This window comes from Pseudomonas sp. GW821-FHT12A04 (genome assembly GCF_058807755.1).
Window position 1 is genome coordinate 240936 of record NZ_JBXAQZ010000012.1, and the last position, 20638, is coordinate 261573.

The 20638-nt window shown below is 59.6% G+C and carries 20 protein-coding genes, 2 tRNA genes and 1 pseudogene; 18 read left to right on the forward strand and 5 right to left on the reverse strand.

What is annotated here, in order from left to right:
• Nucleotides 1-57: 57 nt before the first annotated feature.
• The 6 genes from murJ to ispH all read left to right on the forward strand — a co-directional run bounded on the left by murJ (nt 58) and on the right by ispH (nt 7575).
• On the forward strand, nt 58-1596 hold the full coding sequence (gene murJ, locus AC1RS8_RS20145) for a murein biosynthesis integral membrane protein MurJ (RefSeq protein ID WP_489339252.1): 1539 nt from the start codon (nt 58-60) through the stop codon (nt 1594-1596).
• Between the two features lie 129 nt (nt 1597-1725).
• Nucleotides 1726-2664 (forward strand): bifunctional riboflavin kinase/FAD synthetase, encoded by a 939-nt coding sequence (ribF, locus tag AC1RS8_RS20150; RefSeq protein WP_493163391.1) that lies wholly within the window; start codon nt 1726-1728, stop codon nt 2662-2664.
• Between the two features lie 13 nt (nt 2665-2677).
• Entirely contained in the window at nt 2678-5509 is a 2832-nt protein-coding gene (gene ileS, locus AC1RS8_RS20155) for an isoleucine--tRNA ligase (RefSeq protein WP_057713238.1), read from the forward strand.
• Complete coding sequence (gene lspA, locus AC1RS8_RS20160) at nt 5502-6014, forward strand: signal peptidase II (protein ID WP_007970932.1); 513 nt, start codon at nt 5502-5504, stop codon at nt 6012-6014. Before ileS ends, lspA begins: the two co-directional genes overlap by 8 nt.
• A gap of 7 nt (nt 6015-6021) precedes the next feature.
• Entirely contained in the window at nt 6022-6459 is a 438-nt protein-coding gene (fkpB, locus tag AC1RS8_RS20165) for an FKBP-type peptidyl-prolyl cis-trans isomerase (protein WP_489340648.1), read from the forward strand.
• A 168-nt stretch (nt 6460-6627) separates the two neighbouring features.
• Nucleotides 6628-7575 carry a 4-hydroxy-3-methylbut-2-enyl diphosphate reductase gene (gene ispH / locus AC1RS8_RS20170; protein WP_057713239.1) on the forward strand — a complete coding sequence of 316 codons (948 nt, stop codon included), beginning with the start codon at nt 6628-6630 and terminating at the stop codon, nt 7573-7575.
• On the opposite strand, the gene AC1RS8_RS20175 is transcribed toward ispH, so the two are convergent.
• A complete protein-coding gene (locus AC1RS8_RS20175; RefSeq protein ID WP_154947287.1) occupies nt 7544-8083 on the reverse strand; it encodes a GspH/FimT family pseudopilin in 540 nt (179 codons plus the stop codon). The genes ispH and AC1RS8_RS20175 overlap by 32 nt on opposite strands.
• 130 nt (nt 8084-8213) lie before the next feature.
• Between AC1RS8_RS20175 and AC1RS8_RS20180 the strand changes: the two genes are divergently transcribed.
• The 7 genes from AC1RS8_RS20180 to thiO are packed head-to-tail and all read left to right on the forward strand — an operon-like array spanning nt 8214 to nt 12300.
• Nucleotides 8214-8687, forward strand: a complete 474-nt coding sequence (locus tag AC1RS8_RS20180) for a GspH/FimT family pseudopilin (RefSeq protein ID WP_223500361.1) — start codon at nt 8214-8216, stop codon at nt 8685-8687.
• On the forward strand, nt 8684-9133 hold the full coding sequence (pilV, locus tag AC1RS8_RS20185; RefSeq protein ID WP_489339251.1) for a type IV pilus modification protein PilV: 450 nt from the start codon (nt 8684-8686) through the stop codon (nt 9131-9133). The genes AC1RS8_RS20180 and pilV overlap by 4 nt, the downstream gene beginning before the upstream one ends.
• The gene (locus tag AC1RS8_RS20190; RefSeq protein ID WP_489339250.1) at nt 9130-9837 is read left to right on the forward strand and encodes a PilW family protein; all 708 of its coding nucleotides are present in this window, start codon (nt 9130-9132) and stop codon (nt 9835-9837) included. The genes pilV and AC1RS8_RS20190 overlap by 4 nt, the downstream gene beginning before the upstream one ends.
• 10 nt (nt 9838-9847) lie before the next feature.
• Nucleotides 9848-10327 (forward strand): pilus assembly PilX family protein, encoded by a 480-nt coding sequence (locus tag AC1RS8_RS20195; protein WP_489339249.1) that lies wholly within the window; start codon nt 9848-9850, stop codon nt 10325-10327.
• Nucleotides 10314-10727 carry a hypothetical protein gene (locus AC1RS8_RS20200; protein WP_489339248.1) on the forward strand — a complete coding sequence of 138 codons (414 nt, stop codon included), beginning with the start codon at nt 10314-10316 and terminating at the stop codon, nt 10725-10727. Before AC1RS8_RS20195 ends, AC1RS8_RS20200 begins: the two co-directional genes overlap by 14 nt.
• Before the next feature lie 14 nt (nt 10728-10741).
• A complete protein-coding gene (locus AC1RS8_RS20205) occupies nt 10742-11143 on the forward strand; it encodes a type IV pilin protein (RefSeq protein ID WP_223500380.1) in 402 nt (133 codons plus the stop codon).
• Nucleotides 11144-11199: 56 nt separating this feature from the next.
• Nucleotides 11200-12300 (forward strand): glycine oxidase ThiO, encoded by a 1101-nt coding sequence (thiO, locus tag AC1RS8_RS20210; protein WP_489339247.1) that lies wholly within the window; start codon nt 11200-11202, stop codon nt 12298-12300.
• A 128-nt stretch (nt 12301-12428) separates the two neighbouring features.
• On the opposite strand, the gene AC1RS8_RS20215 is transcribed toward thiO, so the two are convergent.
• From AC1RS8_RS20215 to AC1RS8_RS20230, 4 genes and pseudogenes are all read right to left on the reverse strand, one after another.
• Nucleotides 12429-13766: a sigma-54-dependent transcriptional regulator gene (locus AC1RS8_RS20215; protein ID WP_489339246.1), complete on the reverse strand. Its 1338-nt coding sequence runs from the start codon at nt 13764-13766 to the stop codon at nt 12429-12431.
• Nucleotides 13763-14065: pseudogene (locus AC1RS8_RS20220) on the reverse strand (hypothetical protein); the annotation flags it as partial. The pseudogene AC1RS8_RS20220 and the gene AC1RS8_RS20215, both read right to left, overlap by 4 nt.
• A 41-nt stretch (nt 14066-14106) precedes the next feature.
• On the reverse strand, nt 14107-14340 hold the full coding sequence (locus AC1RS8_RS20225) for a PP0621 family protein (protein WP_057713250.1): 234 nt from the start codon (nt 14338-14340) through the stop codon (nt 14107-14109).
• 125 nt (nt 14341-14465) lie between these two features.
• Nucleotides 14466-15488, reverse strand: coding sequence for an outer membrane protein assembly factor BamD (locus AC1RS8_RS20230; RefSeq protein ID WP_150813478.1), 1023 nt, complete (start codon nt 15486-15488; stop codon nt 14466-14468).
• A gap of 151 nt (nt 15489-15639) precedes the next feature.
• On the opposite strand from AC1RS8_RS20230, the gene rluD reads away from it, so the two are divergent.
• From rluD to AC1RS8_RS20255, 5 genes are all read left to right on the forward strand, one after another.
• Entirely contained in the window at nt 15640-16602 is a 963-nt protein-coding gene (gene rluD / locus AC1RS8_RS20235; RefSeq protein ID WP_008052092.1) for a 23S rRNA pseudouridine(1911/1915/1917) synthase RluD, read from the forward strand.
• Nucleotides 16599-17318, forward strand: coding sequence for a peptidoglycan editing factor PgeF (gene pgeF / locus AC1RS8_RS20240; protein WP_489339245.1), 720 nt, complete (start codon nt 16599-16601; stop codon nt 17316-17318). Before rluD ends, pgeF begins: the two co-directional genes overlap by 4 nt.
• A gap of 295 nt (nt 17319-17613) precedes the next feature.
• The gene (clpB, locus tag AC1RS8_RS20245; RefSeq protein ID WP_489339244.1) at nt 17614-20178 is read left to right on the forward strand and encodes an ATP-dependent chaperone ClpB; all 2565 of its coding nucleotides are present in this window, start codon (nt 17614-17616) and stop codon (nt 20176-20178) included.
• A gap of 300 nt (nt 20179-20478) precedes the next feature.
• Nucleotides 20479-20554, forward strand: a tRNA-Asn gene (locus AC1RS8_RS20250).
• Nucleotides 20555-20563: 9 nt separating this feature from the next.
• Nucleotides 20564-20637, forward strand: a tRNA-Pro gene (locus AC1RS8_RS20255).
• Nucleotide 20638: the final 1 nt, after the last annotated feature.

A 20638-nucleotide genomic window follows, 5' to 3' on the forward strand; every position in this document is an offset into this window, starting at 1 on the left:
TCGCATAAGTGGGCGCGTAGTTCGCCTGCTGTTTATCGACAGGCACAAACTCTTTCAATGAATCTGCTCAAATCGTTGGCCGCCGTCAGCTCTATCACGATGCTTTCCCGGGTTTTGGGATTTGTTCGTGACACCCTTATTGCGCGTGCATTCGGCGCGGGAATGGCGACAGACGCCTTCTTCATCGCCTTCAAACTGCCCAATCTGTTGCGGCGGATTTTTGCCGAAGGGGCGTTTTCCCAGGCATTCGTACCGATTCTTGCCGAATATAAAAGTCAGAAAGGGGATGAGGCGACGCGAACCTTCATTGCCTATGTTTCCGGCCTGCTGACGCTGGTGCTGGCACTCGTCACGGCATTGGGCATGATTGCCGCCCCGTGGGTCATCTGGGTGACCGCGCCGGGTTTCATCGATACGCCCGAGAAGTTCGAGCTGACCACGAGTCTGTTGCGGGTGACCTTTCCTTACATATTGCTGATTTCCCTGTCGTCGCTGGCGGGTGCGATCCTCAACACCTGGAACCGTTTTTCGGTCCCGGCATTCGTGCCGACGCTGCTCAACGTCAGCATGATTATTTTTGCGTTGTTCCTGACACCGTACTTCGATCCGCCCGTAATGGCGCTCGGTTGGGCGGTGCTGGTGGGGGGGCTGGCACAGTTGCTCTATCAGCTGCCGCACCTGAAAAAAATCGGCATGCTGGTGTTGCCGCGCCTGAACCTGCGCGACAGCGGCGTCTGGCGAGTGATGAAGCAGATGTTGCCGGCGATTCTCGGGGTATCGGTGAGCCAGATCTCGCTGATCATCAATACGATTTTCGCTTCGTTCCTGGTCGCAGGTTCCGTGTCCTGGATGTACTACGCCGACCGTTTGATGGAGTTGCCATCCGGCGTGTTGGGCGTGGCGCTGGGGACGATTCTGCTACCGACTCTGGCCAAGACTTACGCCAGCAAGGATCGCCACGAATACTCGCGCATCCTCGATTGGGGCCTGCGTCTATGCTTCGTGCTGGTATTGCCTTGCGCCTTCGCGCTGGGGATTCTGGCCGAGCCGTTGACGGTTTCGCTGTTCCAGTACGGTCAGTTTGATGCCCATGATGCGGTCATGACTCAGCGCGCGTTGATCGCCTATTCCGTCGGTTTGCTCGGAATTATCGTGATCAAAGTGCTCGCGCCGGGCTTTTATGCGCAACAAAACATCCGCACGCCGGTAAAAATCGCAATTTTCACGTTGGTCGTCACTCAGTTGTTCAACCTGTTGCTGATCGGTCCGCTGGCTCACGCGGGCCTGGCGCTCGCCATCAGCGCAGGCGCCTGCCTCAATGCAGGGCTGCTCTTCTATCAGCTGCGTAAACAGCAGATGTACCAGCCGCAACCGGGCTGGGCAAAGTTCGGCTTCAAGCTGGTGGTTGCGGTAGCGGTGATGTCTGGCGTGTTGCTGGCAGGGATGCATTTCATGCCGGCCTGGGGCGAGGGGCAGATGCTTGAGCGTTTCCTGCGTCTGGGTGCCTTGGTCGTTGCCGGTGTGGTGGCTTATTTCGGCATGTTAGTGTTGATGGGCTTCCGTTTGCGCGACTTCAATCGCAAGGCGCTGGGCTGAGGTTCTGGCCTTGATAAACACGGGCGAGCCGGCGGTTTTGTCGGCTCGATCACTTTGGGTTACGGTGTTGCCTGTCGTCGGCCGCCGGGTGTGGTTATAATCGACCACTTTATGAGCAAGAAGCGCGTTATGCAGCTGGTTCGAGGCCTCCACAATCTGCGCCCCCGGCATCGGGGCTGTGTCGCCACTATTGGCAACTTTGACGGTGTACACCGCGGCCACCAGGCTATCCTGGCGCGCCTGCGTGAGCGTGCGCTCGAGTTGGGCGTGCCCAGCTGCGTGGTGATTTTCGAGCCGCAACCGCGAGAGTTCTTCGCTCCGGACACCGCGCCGGCCCGTCTGGCCCGCCTGCGGGACAAGCTGCAATTGCTGGCTGCCGAAGGCGTCGACCGTGTTCTGTGCCTGGCTTTCAACCAGCGCCTGAGCAAGCTCAGTGCCAGTGAGTTCGTCGATACCATTCTGGTCGACGGTCTTGGCGTCCAGCACCTGGAGGTCGGGGATGACTTCCGTTTCGGCTGTGACCGCGCGGGAGATTTCGATTTCCTGCAACAGGCCGGCATTGTTCAGGGTTTTACCGTCGAGGCGGCGCAAACCGTTGAGCTGGACGGTATTCGCGTCAGCAGCACTCAGGTCCGCAATGCCCTGGCCGCAGCTGATTTTGCCTTGGCCGAGCGACTGCTAGGTCGCCCGTTCCAGATTACCGGGCGGGTACTCCACGGCCAGAAGCTGGCTCGCCAGTTGGGTACGCCCACGGCCAACATACAACTCAAGCGCCGTCGCGTTCCGCTTTCCGGGGTTTACCTGGTCAACGTCGACATCGACGGCAAGACCTGGCCAGGCGTCGCCAATATCGGCGTGCGGCCAACGGTACAAGGTGATGGCAAGGCCCACCTCGAAATACATCTTTTAGATTTTGCCGGCGATCTGTATGACCGGCGTTTAACGGTGGTTTTCCACCACAAGCTGCGTGAAGAGCAGCGTTTCGCCTCTCTGGAGGCGTTGAAAACGGCGATCAACGCGGATATCGCCGCCGCCCGTGCACTAGCCGCACCTAGCGCCCATCGCTAATGAAGAGCCTTAAATGACCGACTATAAAGCCACGCTAAACCTTCCGGACACCGCCTTCCCAATGAAGGCCGGCCTGCCACAGCGCGAACCGCAGATCCTGCAGCGCTGGGACAGTATTGGCCTGTACGGAAAGTTGCGCGAGATTGGCAAGGATCGTCCGAAGTTCGTATTGCACGACGGCCCTCCGTACGCCAACGGCTCGATTCACATCGGTCATGCGCTGAACAAGATTCTCAAGGACATGATCATCCGCTCGAAGACCCTGTCGGGCTTCGACGCGCCTTATGTTCCGGGCTGGGACTGCCACGGCCTGCCGATCGAGCACAAGGTCGAAGTGACCCACGGCAAGAACCTGGGCGCCGACAAGACCCGCGAACTGTGCCGGGCCTACGCCACCGAGCAGATCGAAGGGCAGAAGTCCGAGTTCATCCGCCTGGGTGTGCTGGGTGACTTCGCCAACCCGTACAAGACCATGGACTTCAAGAACGAGGCCGGTGAAATCCGTGCCTTGGCCGAAATCGTCAAGGGCGGTTTCGTGTTCAAGGGCTTGAAGCCTGTGAACTGGTGCTTCGACTGTGGTTCGGCCTTGGCCGAAGCGGAAGTCGAGTACGAAAACAAGAAGTCCTCGACCATCGACGTGGCCTTCCCGATTGCCGATGAAGCCAAACTGGCTGCCGCTTTCGGTCTGCCGTCGCTGGCCAAGCCTGCCTCGATCGTGATCTGGACCACCACCCCGTGGACCATCCCGGCCAACCAGGCGCTGAACGTTCACCCGGAATTCAACTACGCCCTGGTCGACGTCGGCGACAAACTGCTGGTGCTGGCTGAAGAGCTGGTCGAGTCGTGCCTGGCGCGCTACTCGCTGGAAGGCTCGGTCGTTGCGACCACCACCGGTAAAGCGCTGGAACTGATCAACTTCCGTCACCCGTTCTACGACCGTCTGTCGCCGGTTTACCTGGCCGACTACGTTGAACTGGGCGCCGGCACCGGTGTGGTTCACTCATCTCCGGCCTACGGCGTGGACGACTTCGTGACCTGCAAGAAGTACGGCATGGTCAACGATGACATCCTCAATCCGGTCCAAAGCAACGGCGTTTACGTTCCGTCGCTGGAATTCTTCGGCGGCCAGTTCATCTGGAAGGCCAACCCGGCCATCGTCGACAAACTGACCGAAGTCGGTGCGTTGCTGCACACCACCGTCATCGAACACAGCTACATGCACTGCTGGCGCCACAAGACCCCGCTGATCTACCGCGCCACCGCGCAGTGGTTCATCGGCATGGACAAGCAGCCGACCACCGGCGACACCCTGCGCCAGCGTTCGCTCAAGGCCATCGAAGACACCAAGTTCGTCCCGGCCTGGGGCCAGGCGCGCCTGCACTCGATGATCGCCAACCGTCCGGACTGGTGCATCTCCCGTCAGCGCAACTGGGGCGTGCCGATCCCGTTCTTCCTGAACAAGGAAAGCGGCGAGCTGCACCCACGAACCGTCGAGCTGATGGAAGAAGTTGCCAAGCGTGTTGAAGTCGAAGGCATCGAGGCCTGGTTCAAGCTGGACGCCGCCGAACTGCTGGGCGATGAAGCGCCGCAGTACGACAAGATCAGCGACACCCTCGACGTCTGGTTCGACTCGGGTACTACGCACTGGCACGTTCTGCGCGGTTCGCACCCGATGGGTCACGAAACCGGCCCGCGCGCCGACCTGTACCTGGAAGGTTCGGACCAACACCGTGGCTGGTTCCACTCGTCGCTGCTGACCGGTTGCGCCATCGACAACCACGCACCGTATCGCGAACTGCTGACTCACGGCTTTACGGTCGACGAGTCCGGCCGCAAGATGTCCAAGTCCCTGGGCAACGTGATCGCGCCACAGAAAGTCAACGATACCCTGGGTGCCGACATCATGCGTCTGTGGGTCGCTTCGACCGACTATTCGGGTGAAATGGCGGTTTCCGAGCAGATCCTGCAACGCAGTGCGGACGCCTACCGGCGTATCCGTAACACCGCGCGTTTCCTGCTTTCGAACCTGACCGGCTTCAACCCGGCCACCGACCTGCTGCCGGCCGAAGAAATGCTGGCTCTGGACCGTTGGGCCGTGGACCGTACCCTGCTGTTGCAACGCGAACTGCAAGAGCACTACGGCGAATACCGCTTCTGGAACGTGTACTCGAAGATCCACAACTTCTGCGTGCAGGAACTGGGCGGCTTCTACCTCGATATCATCAAGGATCGTCAGTACACCACTGGAGCCGACAGCAAGGCCCGTCGTTCCTGCCAGACTGCGCTATTCCACATCTCCGAGGCGCTGGTGCGCTGGATCGCGCCGATCCTGGCGTTCACCGCCGACGAATTGTGGCAGTACCTGCCGGGCGAGCGTAACGAGTCTGTCATGCTCAACACCTGGTACGAAGGCCTGAGCGAACTGCCGGAAGGCATCGAGCTGGATCGCGCTTACTGGGACCGGATCATGGCGGTCAAGGTCGCGGTCAACAAGGAAATGGAAATCCAGCGTGCAGCCAAGGCTGTCGGTGGCAACCTGCAGGCCGAGGTGACGCTGTTCGCCGAAGACGCGCTCACCGCCGACCTGGCCAAGTTGAGCAACGAACTGCGCTTTGTACTGATCACTTCGACCGCCAGTGTTGCGCCATTGGTGCAAGCACCGGCCGATGCCGTGGTCACTGAAGTCAGCGGCCTGAAGCTGAAAATCGTCAAGTCGGGCCACGCCAAGTGCGCTCGTTGCTGGCACTGCCGTGAAGACGTCGGTGTGAACCCGGAGCATCCGGAAATCTGCGGCCGTTGCGTCGACAACATCAGCGGCGCTGGCGAGGTCCGTCACTATGCCTAATGCCGTTGGCCGTTTCGGACGGCTGAGCTGGCTCTGGTTGAGTTTGCTGGTCCTGGTCATCGACCAGGCCAGCAAGTTCTACTTCGAAGGCAAGCTCCAGATGTACCAGCAGATCGTGATCATCCCCGATTACTTCAGCTGGACCCTGGCCTACAACACTGGCGCGGCATTCAGCTTCCTGGCTGACAGCTCCGGCTGGCAGCGCTGGCTGTTCGCGTTGATCGCTGTCGTGGTCAGTGCGGTGCTGGTGGTGTGGCTCAAGCGTCTGGGGCGCAACGAGACCTGGCTGGCGGTTGCGCTGGCACTGGTGCTCGGCGGCGCACTGGGCAATCTGTATGACCGCATTGCCCTGGGCCATGTGATCGATTTCATTCTGGTGCATTGGCAGAATCGCTGGTATTTCCCGGCGTTCAACTTTGCCGACAGCGCAATCACGGTTGGTGCTGTCATGCTGGCACTGGATATGTTCAAAAGTAAAAAGACCGGAGAAACCGTTCATGACTGAACAGGTATTGGCTGAGCAACGCATCGGCCAGAACACGGAAGTCACCTTGCATTTCGCATTGCGCCTGGAGAACGGCGACACGGTGGACAGCACCTTCGATAAAGCCCCGGCGACCTTCAAGGTCGGTGACGGCAACCTGTTGCCAGGTTTCGAAGCGGCGCTGTTCGGTTTCAAGGCCGGTGACAAGCGCACGCTGAGCATCGAGCCGGAAAACGCTTTCGGCCAGCCCAACCCGCAAAACCTGCAGGTCATCCCGCGTTCACAGTTCCAGGACATGGAGCTGTCGCCAGGTTTGCTGGTGATCTTCAACGATGCGGCCAATACTGAACTGCCGGGCGTGGTCAAAGAGTTCGATGACGCGCAAGTGACCATCGACTTCAACCACCCGCTGGCGGGCAAGACGTTGACCTTTGACGTAGAGATCATCTCCGTCAAAGCGCTGTAAGGCATTACGGGGCAGCTTCTGTTGCCACCGGACCCTGTGGGAGCGAGCTTGCTCGCGATGAGTGCCTGACATTCAATATTGATATTGACTGACACTCCGCCATCGCGAGCAAGCTCGCTCCCACAGTTTGTTTTTCATTGTTTTCGCGCGCAAGACACGAGGCACAGCATGCAAATCAAACTCGCCAACCCCCGTGGCTTCTGCGCCGGTGTGGACCGGGCGATCGAAATCGTCAACCGCGCCCTGGAAGTCTTCGGGCCACCGATCTATGTGCGCCACGAAGTGGTCCACAACAAATTTGTCGTCGAGGACCTGCGCTCCCGTGGTGCGATCTTCGTCGAAGAGCTGGATCAGGTGCCGGACGACGTCATCGTGATCTTCAGTGCCCACGGCGTTTCCCAGGCCGTGCGCAGCGAAGCGGCTGGCCGTGGGTTGAAAGTGTTCGACGCCACGTGCCCGCTGGTGACCAAAGTCCACATCGAAGTCGCGCGCTACAGCCGTGACGGCCGAGAGTGCATTCTCATCGGCCACGCCGGTCACCCGGAAGTCGAAGGCACCATGGGCCAGTACGATGCCGGCAATGGCGGCGCGATCTACCTGGTCGAAGACGAGAAGGATGTCGCGGCGTTGCAGGTGAACAACCCTGAAAAGCTCGCCTTCGTGACCCAGACCACATTGTCGATGGACGATACCAGTCGCGTTATCGACGCTCTGCGTGCGCGCTTCCCGGCCATCGGTGGGCCGCGCAAGGACGACATTTGCTACGCCACGCAAAACCGTCAGGACGCGGTCAAGCAACTGGCCGACGAATGTGATGTGGTGCTGGTGGTTGGCAGTCCGAACAGCTCGAACTCCAATCGCTTGCGCGAATTGGCAGAGCGCATGTCCACTCCGGCCTACCTGATCGACGGTGCCGAAGACCTGCAAAAGAGCTGGTTCGACGGCGTCGAGCGTATCGGCATCACCGCTGGCGCATCCGCCCCGGAAGTCCTGGTGCGCGGCGTGATCCAGCAGTTGCAGGCCTGGGGTGCCACCGGTGCCGATGAATTGGCAGGTCGCGAGGAGAACATCACGTTCTCTATGCCTAAAGAACTGCGCGTTCGTTCGTTGCTCTGAATTTATTCCTTTTTTCGCATAACGGCTGCCCAACCTTGTCGTTGCGCAGGCTGACGCGACCGGTCCGTGCCAACACCACTTGATGTTGGCTTACCGGTTCGCGAACGGTGCAAATGTATAACGTCCCTCCAATCAGTGACTCGCCCTGACCTCTGAATCGTATGGAGCTTTCGACCGGACCGTTCCCCACAATCGACACGCGTGCGCCGCTCTGGCGTTCGGCCAGCAGTGGATTGTCGCTGTCCATCTCCCCCTTGCCGCTGATATCCAGAATCATCCGCCAGCCTTGGCTCCAGTCGCCATTGATGCCGTGAATCACCACGGCCTGGTTGCGGACGATGGCTTCGCTCCGGGCAGTGCGAATACTGCTGAAAAGGGCCTGCGCCGCTTGCTGTCTTTGGTTCGACTCGATCAGGGTTGCGAACGCCGGGCTGACCAACTGCAGAACAATTCCTGTAATTGCCAGTCCCATGAGCAGTTCGATCAGGCTGAAGCCTTGTTGCCGCATGACATCTCCCTCCGTGGCGTGCTGTGGCCCGCGCAATCCCTGCACGAGAAATGGCAACGCAAACGCACCGCATCGCTCGAATGTTGTGCTGCGCAAGAGCAGGTATAGCCGAAGGAAGCAGAAGGCCCCGATGGATCATCCTACAAAAGGTTTCACGCTGATCGAGTTGCTGGTCGCGATCGCGATCCTTCTGATTCTGCTGACTCTGGCTGTCCCGGCGTTTACCCGCTCGATGCAAACAACGAGGGCGGATACTGAAATCGCTGACCTGCGACGAGCCCTGAATTTTGCCCGGCTCGAAGCCATCGAGCGGGGCAATGCCACACGGGTGCGACCGACGGCCGGTGGGGATGTCTGGAGTGGGGAACTGACGGTTTACGACGGTACTGGCGCTTTGGCCAATGTATTGCGGGTTGTTCCGGCGATGAGCGGCGGTGCAACTCTGGCACTAACCTCTGACGTCACTGCCATTGATTTCAACAGCATGGGCGGATTGTCATCACCGTCCTCAGAGGTGGTGATCAGCTATGGGCGGGGAGCACAAAGCAGGACGCTGACGGTGTGTTTGAACGGACGAATTCTATTGGGTGGGAGTTGCGGATGAGGGCAGGGAGGCAAGGCGCGCAGGAGGGCATGACGCTGGTCGAAGTCCTGGTGGCGTTAGTCATTCTGGGAGTGGGCCTGCTGGGGGCGGCGGCGGTTCAGCTCAATGCGCTGAAGTACACGGACAGTGCGCGCATGACCAGTCAGGCCAGTTTTATCGCCTACGACCTGATGGACCGCATTCGCGCCAACGCCGCAGCGGATTACACCATTGCGCCGCCGGCCTCGGGCAATCCGGATGTTACCCGGGATCAGGACCTGTTTGATTTCAACGCCAACATCGTCAGTTCACTCGGAGCCTCCGCGACGGGCAGTGTTACCGTTAACCAGCAGGTGTACACCATCACTATTACCTGGGACGACTCACGGGCCGCGAATACTGCCGATTCGCGACGCAGCTTCATCCTGAGCAGCCGCGCGGCCATTGATCCGATGGTGATTCCGTGAGGCGCCGCAGCAGGGGTTTTAGCCTGGTCGAGTTGCTGATCGCCATGGCGTTGAGCCTGATCGTGGTGCTGGGCGTGGTGCAGGTTTTCATCGCGGCCAAGAACACCTATCTCAGCCAGAATGCGGCCGCGAACATGCAGGAGGACGCACGTTTCGTGTTGAGCAAAATGATTCAGGAGATTCGCATGGTCGGGATGTTCGGTTGCCTGGAAAGGATCACTGATTCCAGCAAGAACGGTGATTTCCATGCCAATCGTGTAACGCCGATCCGTTGGGACAATGGCAGTCGCAGTTTGACGCTGGTTACGGCGGATGTCGGCAGCAATGGCGACAAGCCGGACTGGACCGTGCTTTCCGATTGTAGAACCAATTCGACGGCCTACAGTGAAGGTCGGACACCAGTGGCAGGGCAACTGGCATTTCCGATCCGGCGGCTGATTTACAGCTTCAACAACAACCAACTGCTCATGAAGGGCGGGGCCGCAGCAGGCCAGGTATTGGTGGATAACGTCGGCGCTTTCGACGTGAGCTTCGGCCTGGCCAGCACGGCCACTGATCTGGCTGCTTCGCGCTACAGCAGCAACCCGCCGAACCCCGCGCTGATTCGTAGCGTTCGACTGAGCCTGACCCTCACCGATCCGAATCACCGCGTGAGCGATCAAACCTTCAACGTGGTTGCCGCTCTGCGCAACCGCTTGCCATGAGGGAATGCCGATGAACCGTTTTCCCATGGCGTATTACACCCAGCGCGGCATGGCACTGCTGGTCAGTCTGGTGTTCTTGCTCTTGCTGACGCTGATCGGTCTTTCATCGATGCAAAGCGCCACCCTGCAGGAAAAAATGGCCGGTAGCGTCGCCTTGCGCAACCAGTCGTTTCAGAGTGCCGAAGCCGCCTTGCGGGTGGGCGAGAGTGCAGTGCAGCGGGACAGTTATGCGCTACCCGTTTGTAGCGGCATCGTTCAATGTGCACCACCGTCCGAGTCCTCGACAATTACCGCTGCCGGTTTCAGCGCCTCGTCCGGAGTGACCTGGATTGCATCGGGCAACGGCTTTTATGGCGTGCAAAACATCGGTGTCAGCCGAGATGCGGTGAATGTGCCAATCAATACCCCGGCGATGTTGTATCGGGTAACGGCGGTCGGCATCGCGGGGCATTCGCGCAGTGTGGTGGAGAGCATCTATGCGAAGTACTGAGCGACCTGTCAGGTTATGGCCACAACTGTTTGGTGCCGTCGTCGCGCTTAACCTGTCGGTGTCGGCGCACGCTGCCACATCAGCGGATTCGCCAGCGCTGAACCGGCCCACCTGTCTGGCCAATGGCAACTGGTACGGTTTTTACCATGGCAATCAGGGGTTGAAGGCCGTCTGCCTGAAGCTGCCCGCGGCGATCAGCGTTAAGATGCTCGACAGCAACGCCGATGGAGTGGTCGACAACAGCGACACGCTATCCGATGGCGTGATCTTTATCGGGGAGCATTCGACCCAGGACGCCAGCGACAATGGCGGGGCCGTGAACGAATCCACTGGCGACGGTACTGCGGGGATGGAAAAATCCGGCGGCAGCCGTCGCATCATGTGGCGACAAATACAGTGAGTGAGAATTGAGGCATGCGTAGTTCCAACCGCGGTTTTACCCTGATCGAAATCATGATCGTGATTGCGATCATCGGTATTGTCATGACCATTGCTGCCCCGAGTTTCACCGAATACCTGAACAAGGGCCGTCGCGCAGAAGTAGCCGGACTGCTCTCGGAGCAGGCGCAGCTCCTGGAGCGCTTCTACTCGCAGAAAAATGCCTACACCGATGCGACGGGCCTCAGTGCCGGCAATGATTACTACAGCATCACACCGACCCTGACCGACCAGAGTTTTCTGCTGACGGCGGTGCGCAAGGCTGACTCGAGCATGGCCACTGACAAGTGCGGTGATCTGACCATCACCAACACCGGTGTGCTCGGTATGGTCAACGCGAAATCCGGCCTGACCAGCAAAGACTGCTGGGGGCGCTGAGTTTCTATTTCGGGTGCCTTTCGTACCCTCTGTCTATTTAACGATTGGATCAGAACATGACCAGGCAACAGCAAGTGGTGATTGTCGGCGGTGGGGTGATTGGATTGCTGACGGCCTTCAATCTCGCCTCCGAAGTGCAAAGCGTTGTGCTGCTGGATCGCTCGAGCGTCGGCCAGGAATCGTCCTGGGCCGGCGGCGGCATCGTTTCGCCGCTTTACCCGTGGCGATACAGCCCGGCGGTCACCGCGTTGGCTCACTGGTCCCAGGACTTTTATCCACGGCTGGGCGAGCGCTTGTTTGCCGCCACTGGCGTTGATCCTGAAGTGCACACCACCGGTCTGTACTGGCTGGATCTGGATGACGAGGCTGAAGCGCTGGCTTGGGCTGTCCGGGAAAATCGCCCGCTTAGCGCGGTGGATATTTCGGCAGCACACGACGCCGTGCCGGTGCTGGGCAGCGGTTTTTCCCGGGCGATCTACATGGCCGACGTCGCCAATGTGCGTAATCCGCGTCTGGTGAAGTCACTCAAGGCTGCGTTGCTGGCGCTGCCGAACGTGACGATCCATGAGCAGTGCGAAGTCAGCGGGTTTGTTCGTGAGGGCAACAAAGTGCTCGGCGTGCAGACCTCCACAGGTACTGTCCCGGGCGATCAAGTCGTCCTGACGGCGGGGGCCTGGAGCGGTGATTTGCTCAGGCTTCTTGATCTGACGCTGCCGGTCGAACCGGTGAAAGGGCAGATGATTCTCTACAAGTGTGCGGCGGATTTCCTGCCGAGCATGGTCCTGGCCAAGGGCCGTTATGCGATTCCCCGGCGCGACGGACACATACTGATCGGCAGTACGCTGGAGCATGAAGGCTTTGACAAGACGCCGACCGGGTCGGCACTGGAAAGCCTGAAAGCGTCCGCGGTGGAATTGATCCCGGCGCTGGCCGATGCCGAAGTGGTGGGGCATTGGGCCGGATTGCGCCCGGGATCACCCGAGGGCATTCCCTACATCGGTCCGGTGCCGGGTTTTGATGGGCTCTGGCTCAACTGCGGACATTACCGAAACGGGTTGGTGCTGGCGCCAGCGTCATGCCAGCTGTTTGCCGATGTAATGCTGGGCCGTGCGCCGATTATCGATCCGGCGCCTTATGCGCCTGCCGGGCGGCTCTGACTGCTGGATCGCAGTCGTTTATACGGTCGCTATCGCGAGCAAGTTCGCTCCTGCAATGGTTCTGAGGTGTTCGCAGTTGTTGTGTTCACCAATGACCCCGTGGGAGCGGCTTGCTCGCGATAAGGGCTTCAATCCAATCCAAACTTCTTGAGCCTATAGCGCATCGACCTGAATGACAGGTTCAACCGCTGAGCCGCCGCCGTGCGGTTCCAGCGGGTTTCCTCCAGGGCCTGGAGCAGTAGTTGGCGTTCGATGTTTTCCAGGTAGGCTTCCAGATTGTCGATCCGGGTCAGGTCCGGCACGCCACCCTCAGCCCCACAGTTGCCTTCAGCCAGGCGCAGGTCGCCGGCTTCGATCTGTTTGTTCTCACACAAGGTGTGCGCCCGTTCGAGCATGTTTTCCAGTTCCCGCACATTGCCCGGGAAGCGATAGCTCTTCAGCGCATCGAGGGCTTGGGGGTGGAGTCTCGCCGCAGGTTGACCGGTATCGGCGGCCAGACGCTTGAGAATGTGGCTGGCTAGCATTTCGATGTCATCACGACGCTCGCGCAAGGGTGGCACCCGGAGTTCGATCACGTTCAATCGGTAGTAAAGATCATGACGAAATCGTCCGGCGGCGACTTCGGAGCCAAGGTCCTTGTGCGTGGCGCAGAGAATGCGCACATCCACCGCCACTTCCTGCTGCCCGCCAACGCAGCGTACGGATTTCTCCTGAATCGCGCGCAGCAATTTGACTTGCATGGACAGCGGCAGGTCGGCGACTTCGTCGAGGAGCAGGGTGCCGCCGTGGGCTGTCTGGAACAGGCCGGGCTTGTCTTCGATGGCGCCGCTGAAGCTGCCTTTGCGATGGCCGAAAAACTCGCTCTCCAACAGTTCCGAGGGAATCGCCGCGCAGTTGATCGCAATGAACGGCTGATTGGCGCGAGGGCTTTGATCGTGGATCAGGCGCGCGACCAACTCCTTGCCGCTGCCGGACTCTCCGCTGATGTAGACCGTCGCATGGCTGCCAGCCAGTTTGGTGATGTGTTCGCGCAGGTTGCGCATGGGCAATGAGTCGCCCAGCAAGCGACGATCGATGCCGACCCCGCGGGCAGGAACCAGCAGGGCGCTGGTGACCAGCTCACGCAGACGCGTAAGGTCCACCGGTTTGGTCAGGAAGTCGAATGCCCCGGCCTTGAGCACATTGATCGCGTTTTCGAGACTGTCATAGGCGGTGATCATTGCCACCTGGACCCGGGGGTGGCGTTGCTGGATGTGCTGCACCAGCTCCAGGCCGGTACCGTCCGGCAACTGCATGTCGGTCAGGCATAGATCGAAGGTTTCGCGTTTGAGCAGGGATTGCGCTTCGCCGACGTTGCGGGCGTTGAACGTCTCCAGCTTCATCCTTCCCAGGGTGATTTCCAGGAGTTCGCGAATGTCCGGTTCGTCATCGACAATCAAGACTTTTTGTCGTGGTTTGGTGTTCAACGTAGGTTCCGTCCGTGAGCAAAAGTCATGCAAAAGCAGCCGCTTTCCTGGCGTGCCTTGAAGTTTAGGCGGGACGGAATGCTTTCGCCCGGCTGGCCGGACAGATAAAGCCCCAGGCCCTTGATATGGCGGGCTGGGGCTTCATTTTCGAGTATTTCCAGTGATTTCAGCTCGAGCCGTAGCGGCGACATTTGCTCGCGGCGCTGCAGGTGCAGGACGTTTTCGATTACCCGGTTCATTCGCAGAGAGAGGTCTTGAATAATCTGTGTCAGACGTCGATCTGCGCCTTTCAGTTCCTTGGGTACGCGCGATAGTCCTTAATCGGCCGCTAGGTGACGTGTCAGCGGCCGCTGGAATCCTTGTCTTGCTCGAGGTGAGCCTGGCTGCAATACCATCGTTGGTCGAGGCTCAGCGCGCGGTCGCGGGGCAGGTGGACGCCACAATGGGCGCAACGGACCATGGGCGCCGCGTCCCGCTCGGCAGGGGGCCTGGGGGTGGAAGCCTGACCCTTGAACTTGCGCCAGAACCACACTGCAGCGGCAATCAGGGCAATCCAGAACAATAAACGAAGCATGGTGAGCTGCTTTTTGATTGATGAAGCGGCAGTTTAGCCAAGGACCTGACAGGCGCACAGTGTAATAAAGCGCTGAAATAAAAAAGGGAGACTCGAAAGTCTCCCTTTTTGCACAACCCGGGGTGTCAGTCGAACACGCCGAAGGTCATGTAGCTGAACCACGATCGGTCACTGTTGTTGCCTTCCGCTTCGTGATTTTCTTCTTCGATCACGTCGCCATTGTCGTCTTTAGGCTTGAGCTCGCTCGGGATGGCGTCCTTGGCGTCCTGGAACTGCCTCTGTACGTCCTGGTTGGCGCGGGTTTCGCCTGGTGGCAGAGGCGGACGGGACTCGATCAGGCCCAGGGTCGCCTTGCTCAGCCACGAACGGTTGTCCGCTTCGGCGACGGTCGGTACGAACTGGCCGTCCACCAGCGTCGGGTGGTTCGGGTAGTTGAGCTTCAGGGTTTCCAGGCTGGTGGCAGCCAGTTCGTCCAGGTGCAGGCGCTGGTAGGCCTCGGTCATCACCGCCAGGCCGTCGCCGACCGAAGGGGTTTCCTGGAAGTTTTCCACCACGTAACGACCGCGGTTCGCGGCGGCGACATAGGCCTGACGGGTCAGGTAGTAGTCGGCCACGTGAATTTCGTAGGCCGCCAGCAGGTTGCGCAGATAGATCATGCGCTGCTTGGCATCCGGTGCGTAACGGCTGTTCGGGAAGCGGCTGGTCAGCTGGGCGAACTCGTTATAGGAGTCGCGGGCGGCGCCCGGGTCACGCTTGGTCATGTCCAGCGGCAGGAAACGCGCCAGCAGGCCAACGTCCTGGTCGAAAGAAGTCAGGCCTTTGAGGTAGTAGGCATAATCGACGTTCGGATGCTGTGGGTGCAGACGAATGAAGCGTTCCGCAGCGGACTTGGCCGCTTCTGGCTCGGTGTTCTTGTAGTTGGCGTAGATGAGTTCGAGTTGCGCCTGATCGGCATAGCGACCGAACGGATAACGCGATTCCAGAGCCTTCAGCTTGGCGATGGCACTGGTGTAGCTACTGTTGTCCAGGTCATTTTGAGCCTGTTGGTACAGCTCGACTTCACTGAGGTTTTCGTCTACGACTTCCTTCGATGAGCAAGCAGCGGTCAATGCGAGGATGGCGATCAGCAGCAGGTGTTTCACTTGCATGGCGGCTTGCGTCCCTATGACGGCCGCTGTCTTGGGCGTGGCCGTCCTGTTATGATGAGCGCCCCGTTGAATAGCCTCGGGGCAAAAGACGCCGTATTTAACCACAAGCGCGCAGCCGAAACCAAAGGCTGTGCCGACGCCTAGTCTGAGCATGTCCGATAAAATTGAACTTCGCGCAGAGGTGCCGTCCGAATTGGGCGGCCAACGCCTCGATCAAGTCGCCGCACAATTATTCGCTGAGCACTCGCGCTCGCGCCTTTCCGCCTGGATCAAAGACGGCCGCCTGACTGTGGATGGGGCGGTTATCCGCCCGCGAGACATCGTCCACGGCGGCGCCATCCTTGAGCTGACTGCCGAGCAGGAAGCTCAGGGCGAATGGGTCGCTCAAGACATAGCCCTGGATATCGTCTATGAAGACGACGACATCCTGGTGATCAACAAGCCTGCGGGCCTGGTGGTGCACCCGGCTGCCGGTCATGCCGACGGCACCTTGCTCAACGCCTTGCTGCACCACGTGCCGGACATCATCAATGTGCCCCGCGCCGGTATCGTGCATCGCCTGGACAAGGACACCACCGGTCTGATGGTGGTGGCCAAGACCATTCAAGCGCAGACGCAGCTGGTTACACAGTTGCAGAGCCGCAGCGTCAGCCGGATCTACGAGTGCATCGTGATCGGTGTGGTGACAGCCGGTGGCAAGATCAACGCGCCGATCGGTCGTCACGGCCAGCAACGCCAGCGCATGGCCGTGATGGAGGGTGGCAAGCAAGCCGTCAGCCATTACCGTGTGCTCGAACGCTTCCGCTCCCACACCCATGTGCGGGTGAAGCTGGAAACCGGTCGTACGCACCAGATTCGCGTGCACATGGCGCACATCAACTATCCGTTGGTCGGAGATCCTGCCTATGGCGGTCGTTTCCGTATTCCGCCGGCCGCCAACCCAACCATGGTCGAGTCGCTGAAAAACTTCCCGCGTCAGGCGCTGCATGCGCGTTTCCTGGAACTGGATCATCCGACCACCGGTCAGCGCATGAGCTGGGAATCGCCATTGCCGGAAGATTTCGTCTGGTTGCTGACCCTGCTCAAGCAAGACCGTGAGGCGTTCATCGGATGAGTGACTGGCTGATTCCTGACTGGCCCGCGCCGGCCGGGGTCAAAGCCTGTGTGACCACCCGTGCGGGCGGCGTTAGTCTGGCGCCGTTCGACAGCCTCAATCTCGGCGATCACGTCGACGACAGCCCTGAAGCTGTTGCCGAGAATCGCCGTCGTCTGACCGATCATTTCTCCATTCAACCGGCCTGGCTGCAGCAGGTTCACGGGATTGTCGTGGCCCATGCCGATCCAGGCCGGGTGGACACTGCCGATGCCAGTTGGACATCAACGCCGGGCGTCGCCTGCGCGGCGATGACCGCCGATTGCCTGCCTGCGCTGTTTTGCGACCGTGCCGGTACTCGCGTCGCGGCAGCTCATGCCGGTTGGCGCGGGTTGGCGGCGGGTGTGCTGGAAGCTACGCTCGACAGTCTGGCGGTACCGCCTGCCGAGGTATTGGTGTGGCTCGGTCCGGCCATTGGTCCACAAGCGTTTGAAGTTGGCTCCGAAGTGCGCGAAACCTTCGTGCAGCAACTGCCTCAAGCCGCAGAAGCCTTCGTGCCAAGTCAAAACCCCGGCAAGTTCATGGCTGACATCTATATGCTGGCGCGTTTGCGTCTGGCGGCTCGCGGTGTAACGGCTGTCTATGGTGGCGGGTTCTGCACCGTGACCGATCCTCGCTTCTTTTCTTACCGCCGTGCGCCCCGCACTGGCCGATTCGCCTCCCTGATCTGGCTGTAGCGCCCTGTCTCACGAATACTGTTCCTCTTTGACGGCGTCTGTTGCCGTCATGCTGCGTTGCCGCTCCTCGCCATAGCGGGCTATGACTCGTCGCGGCGCCTTGCCTGACGACAACAGCCACTCGCCAAAGAGGAACGTATTCGTAAGGCAGGGCGCGACCGCTAGACTTGCCTGACCTGCATCAACGTCCCGACGCTTGAAACTCCCAGAATCGACCACATCTATTGTGGTATCTGGCAGGTTTCTTCATTCAGGATGTTTTATAGGTCCGGCCTGCTCAAAAGGAAGGTGACCCATGCGTATAGACCGTTTAACCAGCAAATTGCAGTTAGCGTTGTCCGATGCCCAATCCCTGGCAGTCGGCCTCGATCATCCGGCCATCGAGCCGGCGCACTTGATGCAAGCCTTGCTCGAACAGCAGGGCGGTTCGATCAAGCCCCTGTTGATGCAGGTGGGCTTCGACGTCAACAGCCTGCGTAAAGAGCTGACCAAAGAGCTCGACCAGCTACCGAAAATCCAGAACCCGACCGGCGACGTGAACATGTCGCAGGATCTGGCGCGTCTGCTCAACCAGGCCGACCGCTTGGCCCAGCAGAAGGGCGACCAGTTCATCTCCAGCGAGCTGGTGCTGCTCGCCGCCATGGATGAGAACAGCAAGCTCGGCAAGCTGTTGCTCGGCCAGGGCGTGAGCAAGAAAGCCCTGGAAAATGCGATCAACAACCTGCGTGGCGGCGAAGCGGTAAACGACGCCAACCACGAAGAGTCGCGTCAGGCGCTGGATAAATACACCGTCGACCTGACCAAGCGCGCCGAAGACGGCAAGCTCGACCCGGTGATCGGCCGTGACGATGAAATTCGCCGGACCATCCAGGTGCTGCAACGTCGTACCAAGAACAACCCGGTGCTGATCGGTGAGCCTGGCGTGGGTAAAACCGCCATCGCCGAAGGCCTGGCCCAGCGCATCATCAATGGCGAAGTGCCGGATGGCCTCAAGGGCAAGCGCCTGTTGTCCCTGGACATGGGGGCGCTGATCGCCGGTGCCAAGTATCGCGGTGAGTTCGAAGAGCGCCTGAAATCCCTGCTCAATGAGCTGTCGAAGCAGGAAGGGCAGATCATTCTGTTCATCGACGAGCTGCACACCATGGTCGGCGCCGGCAAGGGCGAAGGCTCGATGGATGCGGGCAACATGCTCAAGCCGGCCCTGGCCCGCGGTGAGCTGCACTGTGTGGGCGCCACCACGCTCAACGAGTACCGCCAATACATTGAGAAGGACGCCGCTCTCGAGCGACGTTTCCAGAAAGTGCTGGTGGACGAGCCGAGCGAAGAAGACACCATCGCCATCCTGCGTGGCCTCAAGGAGCGTTATGAGGTTCACCACAAGGTGGCGATTACCGACGGCGCGATCATTGCCGCGGCCAAGCTCAGCCATCGCTACATCACTGACCGGCAGTTGCCGGACAAGGCCATCGACCTGATCGATGAAGCCGCCAGTCGCATCCGCATGGAGATCGACTCCAAGCCGGAAGTGCTGGACCGTCTGGAGCGTCGCCTGATTCAGTTGAAGGTGGAATCCCAGGCGCTGAAGAAAGAAAGCGACGACGCGGCGAAGAAGCGTCTGGAAAAATTGCAGGAAGAAATCGCACGTCTAGAGCGTGAATACTCGGATCTCGAAGAAATCTGGAGCTCGGAAAAAGCCGAAGTCCAGGGTTCTGCGCAGATCCAGCAGAAAATCGAGCAGTCCCGTCAGGAGCTGGAAACGGCCCGCCGCAAAGGCGACCTGAACCGCATGGCGGAGTTGCAGTACGGCGTGATCCCGGACCTGGAACGCAGCCTGCAAATGGTCGACCAGCATGGCAAACCCGAAAACCAGCTGCTGCGCAGCAAGGTGACTGAGGAAGAGATTGCCGAAGTCGTTTCGAAGTGGACCGGTATTCCAGTGTCGAAAATGCTCGAAGGCGAGCGCGAAAAACTGATGAAGATGGAAAGCCTGTTGCACCAGCGTGTGATCGGCCAGGACGAAGCGGTCGTTGCGGTTTCCAATGCGGTGCGGCGTTCCCGCGCCGGGTTGTCCGACCCGAACCGGCCAAGCGGCTCGTTCATGTTCCTCGGCCCGACCGGTGTCGGTAAAACCGAGCTGTGCAAGGCCCTGGCCGAATTCCTCTTTGATACTGAAGAGGCGATGGTGCGGATCGACATGTCCGAGTTCATGGAGAAACACTCCGTGGCTCGCTTGATCGGTGCGCCACCAGGCTATGTGGGGTATGAAGAGGGCGGTTACCTGACCGAGGCCGTTCGTCGCAAGCCGTATTCGGTGATCCTCATGGACGAAGTCGAGAAGGCGCACCCGGATGTGTTCAACATCTTGCTGCAAGTGCTCGAGGATGGTCGTCTGACCGACAGCCATGGCCGCACGGTGGACTTCAAGAATACCGTGATTGTCATGACCTCCAACCTGGGGTCGGTACAGATCCAGGAACTGGTCGGTGACCGTGAGGCGCAGCGCGCGGCGGTGATGGATGCGATTTCCAGCCACTTCCGGCCGGAGTTCATCAACCGGGTCGACGAAGTGGTGATCTTCGAGCCGTTGGCGCGGGATCAGATCGCCGGCATTACCGAGATCCAGCTGGGCCGTCTGCGCAGCCGCCTGACCGAGCGTGAGCTGAAGCTTGAACTCAGCCCTGAAGCCATGGACAAGCTGATCGCGGTTGGTTACGACCCGGTATATGGCGCACGGCCGCTCAAGCGCGCTATCCAGCGCTGGATCGAGAACCCGCTGGCGCAGTTGATCCTGTCCGGTCGATTCATGCCGGGCGACACGGCTCATGGTGTGGTGGAAAACGACGAAATCGTCTTCGTCTGATCCAGATCGGCAACAAAATTGAAAAGGCCTCGCATTGCGAGGCCTTTTTTTCGTTAGGCTGTTGAACTCAAAGGAAAAGGCTTGTAAAGTGCGCCCCGCAGTAAGTCACCCGCCAGGGTTTCCGCTCCCCAAGCAGGAATCCAAAATAAGTTGCAAATCATTAACTTGAAAGCAATTTAGGGGGTTGACAGAGGTGCTGAAGATTGTAGAATAGCGCGCCTCAGACACACGAACGCAGCGATGCGAACGGGTTGAAGAGAACGCAGTAAAGCTTCAAAGTTGTAAATTGAAATGTGTAGTTCCGTGATAGCTCAGTCGGTAGAGCAAATGACTGTTAATCATTGGGTCCCAGGTTCGAGTCCTGGTCACGGAGCCAATTTCAAACCGGGGTATAGCGCAGTCCGGTAGCGCGCCTGCTTTGGGAGCAGGATGTCAGGAGTTCGAATCCCCTTACCCCGAC